This is a genomic window from Escherichia sp. 20412-1, from assembly GCF_003027595.1.
In the GTDB taxonomy this organism is placed as follows: domain Bacteria; phylum Pseudomonadota; class Gammaproteobacteria; order Enterobacterales; family Enterobacteriaceae; genus Escherichia; species Escherichia marmotae.
This window is the reverse complement of the sequence record NZ_PYQM01000076.1, coordinates 1-6731: the sequence shown is the minus strand read 5'-3', so window position 1 is coordinate 6731 and position 6731 is coordinate 1. Positions and strand designations below refer to the sequence as shown.

Genomic DNA, 6731 nt, shown 5'->3' with positions numbered 1-6731 from the left:
ACTATATCGTTGGATATTACAGCGCACTAAGACCGCACGAATATAACGGTGGATTACCCCCAAACGAATCGGAAAATCGATACTGGAAAAACTCTAACTCGGTGGCCAGTTTTTGTTGACCACTTCATTTTCCGCTTCCTGAAACAGCACACCAATGTTTGTCGCGCGTTGGCGGTTCTTGAGTGTATGTAGCGCCAGATGTTGCAACATTACCGTGCCGGACGAAGGGGGTAGAAGACCCGCCATGATACGCAACAGGGTCGATTTTCCCGCGCCATTGTCGCCGGTCAGCGCCAGCCATTCACCTTTTTTGAGTTGTAGAGAAATGTTGCAAAGACAATCCGTTGCTGCGTCAGGCCAGCGATAAGTTACCTGATTTTACGTTAACATAATGGCTGGAGTGCTCCGTTTTGCAGTTGCCACGCTTGCTGGCAGTAGTTCAGGAAAGGTGTTTGATGGCGTTCAAAAAGAATAATCAGCGAATCACGTTTCAACGCCCAGTGTTGTAAGCGCTGCAACAGCATTTCGCTGGCCTGCGACGTCAGTCGGCTAAAGGCTTCGTCGAGAATTAAAATCTTAGGTTGCATCGCGATAGCACAAGCGATGACCACGCGTTGGGTTTCCCCGCCGGAGAGTGTTGCCGGATGGCGATGACGCAACGGCTGGCACCCGGTCAGAGTCAGAGCGGCATCAATACGCGCCATAATCTCTGCTTCAGCAAGACACAGATTTTCTGGCCCAAATGCGACTTCTTCTTCCACGTTGAAGGTACAGCCAGAAAGCTGCAAGTAGGGGGATTGCTGGACGAGTTGAATGGTCGCAGATTGTTCGTTGAGTGAGCGTTGCCCAATGGGCGTATCGAGGAGCATTCCCGTACCAGCTATGTCACCCGGCAAGAAGTCGGGATACCAACCCGCCATCAGTTGCGCCAGCGTGCTTTTGCCACTGCCGTTGTCCCCAAAGATGGCGATCATCCCCGGTTCGTCATAGTAAAAGTCATAACAGAACGGAGGAATTGTTGAGTGTGTCGGGCAATAGCGAAACTGTTCTAACGTAACCATATCCACGCTCCGAATTCTGCCAGCATCAGCAAGATCATGGTGTAACGCGCCACTTTTTCCAGGTTACTGTCAGGTGGTGCCCACAGCGTAGTGCGCCGGTTGTGGAGTCGAAATGCCCGCATATCCAGCGCCGCGCCGCGGATCGCCAGATCGTTAAGCGCATTATGAGTTAGCGGAATAATTAACGCGGGCATCGCACGTAAACGTTGATACCAGCCTTCATCCAGCGGCACGCCGCGAGCGCGTTGTGCTTCATAAATAATCGCTAATTGTCGTTTTAACTGCTCAACGACCAATAACGGCCCGGCAAACAGATAAGCGACGCCCGGCGGCAGGCGAGAAGCAAACAAAGCGCGGATAAAACCTTGCACGGGGACGAATTGCATCCACAACTGTGAAGTTGAAACAATAGCCAGAATACGCAACCAGAGCGTAATGGCATGTGCCCACCGTTCTGGAGAGCGTGGCGCGTCACTTATCCATTCTGTCAGCCAGCCACCGTGCACCAGCCACAGACCGACGCCCAGCGAAAACATCAGCCAGGTGACATATTTTGCCCGCCGCCGCGTGGCCTTTAGCGCGATAAGGCAGAAAAAGGTCGCCGCGCTATAGATCGGCAAAATGGTCTGCGCGGGCAGGATAAGCGTGGTGCAGGCAGCCAGCGCCCACAATGTTAATGAGGTAAACGGATGCATTTAGCGCACGGCGGCCATCATTGGAAAATGGCGTGTGGTGCGAATCGGTAGTTGTCGCAGTAAAAGCCAGACAATCACTGCCGTGAGAATTTTATCGACCAGGTTAGCGCCTATCACCGTAATCGCCACTGATTCCACCAGGTTTTGCCCCATTGAATGTATCCAGGCGACGAACAAATCCGCTCCGCTACCGGTTACTCCGCCAAACAAGGCTGTACGCAGCGGCACGGCAACAATTGTCACCGCAAGAGTAATAATCACCCCGCTGACAATGACTTTCGGCAGAGTACGGAACCAACCCGCTCGCGCCAGCCAACCCGCGACCAGACCGATGACCATCGCCACGGGGGCAAAAGCGGCGGCGATCGGGTCAGTCAGTAACCCCCAGAGTAAATTGGTCAGTAAGCCGGTCAGCATACCGATCACTGGACCAAGCAGTACCGCGCTAATAAGCGTGCCGATGGAGTCGAGAAAAATAGGCAATTTGACTATGCTGGCCAGTTGACAGCCGATCATATTGATGGCGATAGAGATAACGATCAGCACCAAAGCCTGACTGGAAAAGTGGCGACGCGCCATAAGAAAACCTCTCTAAAGGGTGTTATTTAACAGGGGAAATATGCAACTCGTCGTAACCAGAAAGCGCGCAAGGCTGGCGACTGAATGCCAGTTCTTCCAGGCTACCGATCACCAGTTCAAGGGTGGTGCGCACGGTACAGCCAGGCATCATATGACCGCCGAGCATTGCGCCGTGTGGGTCTGAAATGCAGAGATGAAGATGTTCACCTGTCTGTTCCAGTGTGCCGTTCAGTGCGATTACTTCAAACTTACCGCTAAGATGGGTGGTGTTTTCTTGCCCGGCATAGCGTAAGGCGACGTCAGTCAGACTGCCGGTACAACCCGCAATCCACGCGGCGTGGAGTTGTTGCTGTCGCGCGAAGGCGCGTAATTGAGAGAAAACTTCCTGATCGGGAAGCAGGCGCAGCGCGTAAAAGCGCGCAGTTGAAGAATAAAGGTGGGGCAATGTCATCATTGAAGTACTCCGAAACTCGGACGTATTGCGGATGATATCGACGCGACATCAGTCATATTCTGATATAAATCAGGGTTTATGACGGCACAGCGAAAAGATTTTGCTACGCTTATTCGTGATTCTGCAAAGTGGAATAATTCCTGGCATACCATGGCCAAAAACGTGACGTAAGTCAGATAATTGTCTTCTTTGACTGGACAATCATTCCTTTTATTCCGCGTTTCGCTTATCCTAGCTGAAGCGTTTCAGTCGATTAAATGTTCGACAATTAACCAATCAGTCGCAATTTGCGACAGGTAAGGTTTTCCCGAACGATTTGCTGGACTACTCTGTCTGGCAAATTTGCTTTGAGAAAGCCTTGCAGGAGACCTATGACCGTACGCGTAGCGATAAATGGCTTCGGTCGCATCGGGCGTAATGTGGTTCGTGCTGTGTATGAATCCGGACGCCGGGCGGAAATCACCGTGGTGGCAATCAACGAACTGGCGGATGCTGCGGGCATGGCGCATTTGTTGAAATATGACACCAGTCATGGCCGTTTTGCATGGGAAGTGCGTCAGGAACGCGATCAACTTTTTGTTGGTGATGACGCCATCCGCGTATTGCATGAACGTTCACTGCAATCGCTCCCCTGGCGTGAACTTGGCGTCGATGTGGTGCTCGATTGCACCGGCGTGTATGGCACCCGCGAGCATGGCGAAGCGCATATTGCCGCCGGGGCCCAAAAAGTGCTCTTTTCACATCCTGGCAGCAACGATCTCGACGCAACTATTGTTTATGGCGTCAATCAGGATCAACTTCGCGCGGAACACCGCATTGTTTCTAACGCTTCCTGTACCACGAATTGCATAATTCCCGTCATCAAATTGTTAGATGATGCGTACGGCATTGAGTCCGGCACTGTGACCACAATTCACTCCGCCATGCACGATCAGCAGGTTATTGATGCGTACCATCCCGACCTGCGCCGCACTCGGGCCGCCAGTCAGTCGATCATCCCGGTCGATACTAAACTGGCCGCCGGTATCACGCGTTTTTTCCCGCAGTTTAACGATCGCTTTGAAGCGATTGCGGTACGTGTGCCAACCATTAATGTGACGGCAATCGACCTGAGCGTGACGGTGAAGAAACCTGTAAAAGCCAATGAAGTCAACCAGTTGTTGCAAAAGGCAGCACAAGGTGCATTTCATGGTATAGTTGACTATACGGAATTGCCGTTGGTCTCTGTAGATTTTAACCACGACCCGCACAGTGCCATTGTCGATGGCACCCAAACCCGGGTCAGTGGCGCACACCTGATCAAAACGTTGGTCTGGTGCGATAACGAATGGGGCTTTGCTAACCGAATGATCGACACGACGTTAGCAATGGCCGCTGTTGCTTTCAGGTAAGACGCAAGCAGCGTCTGCAAAACTTTTAGAATCAACGAGAGGATTCACCATGTCTGTAATTAAGATGACCGATCTGGATCTTGCTGGGAAACGTGTATTTATCCGTGCGGATCTGAACGTACCAGTAAAAGACGGGAAAGTAACCAGCGACGCACGTATCCGTGCTTCTCTGCCGACCATTGAACTGGCCCTGAAACAAGGCGCGAAAGTGATGGTAACTTCCCACCTGGGTCGTCCTACCGAAGGCGAGTACAACGAAGAATTCTCTCTGCTGCCGGTTGTTAACTACCTGAAAGACAAACTGTCTAACCCGGTTCGTCTGGTTAAAGATTACCTCGACGGCGTTGACGTTGCTGAAGGTGAACTGGTTGTTCTGGAAAACGTTCGCTTCAACAAAGGCGAGAAGAAAGACGACGAAACCCTGTCCAAAAAATATGCTGCACTGTGTGACGTATTCGTAATGGACGCATTCGGTACTGCTCACCGCGCGCAGGCTTCTACTCATGGTATCGGTAAATTTGCTGACGTTGCGTGCGCAGGCCCGCTGCTGGCGGCTGAACTTGACGCGCTGGGTAAAGCACTGAAAGAACCTGCTCGTCCGATGGTGGCTATCGTTGGTGGTTCTAAAGTTTCTACCAAACTGACCGTTCTGGATTCCCTGTCTAAAATCGCTGACCAGTTGATCGTTGGTGGTGGTATCGCAAACACCTTTATCGCGGCACAAGGCCACGATGTAGGTAAATCTCTGTACGAAGCAGACCTGGTTGACGAAGCAAAACGTCTGCTGACCACCTGCAACATCCCGGTTCCGTCTGATGTTCGCGTAGCAACTGAGTTCTCTGAAACTGCTCCGGCTACCCTGAAATCTGTTAACGACGTGAAAGCTGACGAGCAGATCCTGGATATCGGTGATGCTTCCGCACAGGAACTGGCTGAAATCCTGAAGAATGCGAAAACTATTCTGTGGAACGGCCCGGTTGGCGTGTTCGAATTCCCGAACTTCCGCAAAGGTACTGAAATCGTGGCTAACGCTATCGCAGATAGCGAAGCGTTCTCCATCGCTGGCGGCGGCGACACTCTGGCAGCAATCGACCTGTTCGGCATTGCTGACAAAATCTCCTACATCTCCACTGGTGGCGGCGCATTCCTTGAATTCGTAGAAGGTAAAGTACTGCCTGCAGTAGCGATGCTCGAAGAGCGCGCTAAGAAGTAAAAAATCACAGGGCAGGGAAACCTGCCCTTGTTTCAGCGCGCTCATGTAGCACGCACTTTTTCTCAAGCCCGACGATACAGGACAAAGAAACATGTCTAAGATTTTTGATTTCGTAAAACCTGGCGTAATCACTGGTGATGACGTACAGAAAGTTTTCCAGGTAGCAAAAGAAAATAACTTCGCACTGCCAGCAGTAAACTGCGTCGGTACTGACTCCATCAACGCCGTACTGGAAACCGCTGCTAAAGTTAAAGCGCCGGTTATCGTTCAGTTCTCCAACGGCGGTGCTTCCTTTATCGCTGGTAAAGGCGTGAAATCTGATGTTCCGCAGGGGGCTGCAATCCTGGGCGCTATCTCTGGTGCGCATCACGTACACCAGATGGCTGAACACTACGGTGTTCCTGTAATCCTGCACACTGACCACTGCGCGAAGAAACTGCTGCCGTGGATCGACGGTCTGCTGGACGCAGGTGAAAAACACTTCGCAGCTACCGGTAAGCCGCTGTTCTCTTCTCACATGATCGACCTGTCTGAAGAATCTCTGCAAGAGAACATCGAAATCTGCTCTAAATACCTGGAGCGCATGTCCAAAATCGGTATGACTCTGGAAATCGAACTGGGTTGCACTGGTGGTGAAGAAGACGGTGTGGACAATAGCCACATGGACGCTTCTGCACTGTACACCCAGCCGGAAGACGTTGATTACGCATACACCGAGCTGAGCAAAATCAGCCCGCGTTTCACCATCGCGGCTTCCTTCGGTAACGTACACGGCGTTTACAAGCCGGGTAACGTGGTTCTGACCCCGACTATCCTGCGTGATTCTCAGGAATATGTTTCTAAGAAACACAACCTGCCGCACAACAGCCTGAACTTCGTATTCCACGGCGGTTCCGGTTCTACTGCTCAGGAAATCAAAGACTCCGTAAGCTACGGCGTAGTGAAAATGAACATCGATACCGATACCCAATGGGCAACCTGGGAAGGTGTTCTGAACTACTACAAAGAAAACGAAGCTTACCTGCAGGGTCAATTGGGCAACCCGAAAGGCGAAGATCAGCCGAACAAGAAATACTACGATCCGCGCGTATGGCTGCGTGCTGGTCAGACTTCGATGATCGCTCGTCTGGAAAAAGCATTCCAGGAACTGAACGCAATCGACGTTCTGTAAGATATTCCTTTCTGCTTATCTCAAGGCCCGCTCTGCGGGTCTTTTTTTCGCCAAAAGCAAAATTGCCTGATGCGCTACGCTTATCAGGCCTACACGTATCCTGCAATATATTGAATTTGCAGGTTTTTGTTGGCCGGGTAAGGCGTTCACGCCGCATCCGGCATGAC

7 protein-coding genes and 1 pseudogene are annotated in these 6731 nt (G+C 51.6%); 3 read left to right on the top strand and 5 right to left on the bottom strand.

What is annotated here, in order from left to right; genetic code table 11:
• Positions 1-120: 120 nt before the first annotated feature.
• The 5 genes and pseudogenes from C7B16_RS23535 to C7B16_RS23515 form a co-directional block, all read right to left on the bottom strand.
• Positions 121-378, bottom strand: a pseudogene (locus C7B16_RS23535) (ATP-binding cassette domain-containing protein); the annotation flags it as partial.
• Positions 379-383: 5 nt separating this feature from the next.
• The gene (locus C7B16_RS23530; protein WP_001517044.1) at positions 384-1061 is read right to left on the bottom strand and encodes an ABC transporter ATP-binding protein; all 678 of its coding nucleotides are present in this window, start codon (positions 1059-1061) and stop codon (positions 384-386) included.
• Entirely contained in the window at positions 1049-1756 is a 708-nt protein-coding gene (locus C7B16_RS23525) for an energy-coupling factor transporter transmembrane component T (protein ID WP_000553213.1), read from the bottom strand. The genes C7B16_RS23530 and C7B16_RS23525 overlap by 13 nt, the downstream gene beginning before the upstream one ends.
• A complete protein-coding gene (locus tag C7B16_RS23520; RefSeq protein ID WP_107180247.1) occupies positions 1757-2335 on the bottom strand; it encodes an ECF transporter S component in 579 nt (192 codons plus the stop codon).
• Positions 2336-2357: 22 nt separating this feature from the next.
• Positions 2358-2789 (bottom strand): PPC domain-containing DNA-binding protein, encoded by a 432-nt coding sequence (locus tag C7B16_RS23515; protein WP_105268004.1) that lies wholly within the window; start codon positions 2787-2789, stop codon positions 2358-2360.
• A gap of 371 nt (positions 2790-3160) precedes the next feature.
• Between C7B16_RS23515 and epd the strand changes: the two genes are divergently transcribed.
• The 3 genes from epd to fbaA all read left to right on the top strand — a co-directional run bounded on the left by epd (position 3161) and on the right by fbaA (position 6564).
• On the top strand, positions 3161-4180 hold the full coding sequence (gene epd, locus C7B16_RS23505; protein WP_000218495.1) for an erythrose-4-phosphate dehydrogenase: 1020 nt from the start codon (positions 3161-3163) through the stop codon (positions 4178-4180).
• 49 nt (positions 4181-4229) lie between these two features.
• Positions 4230-5393, top strand: coding sequence for a phosphoglycerate kinase (gene pgk / locus C7B16_RS23500; RefSeq protein ID WP_000111269.1), 1164 nt, complete (start codon positions 4230-4232; stop codon positions 5391-5393).
• Between the two features lie 91 nt (positions 5394-5484).
• Complete coding sequence (gene fbaA / locus C7B16_RS23495) at positions 5485-6564, top strand: class II fructose-bisphosphate aldolase (protein WP_000034375.1); 1080 nt, start codon at positions 5485-5487, stop codon at positions 6562-6564.
• Positions 6565-6731 lie beyond the last annotated feature (167 nt).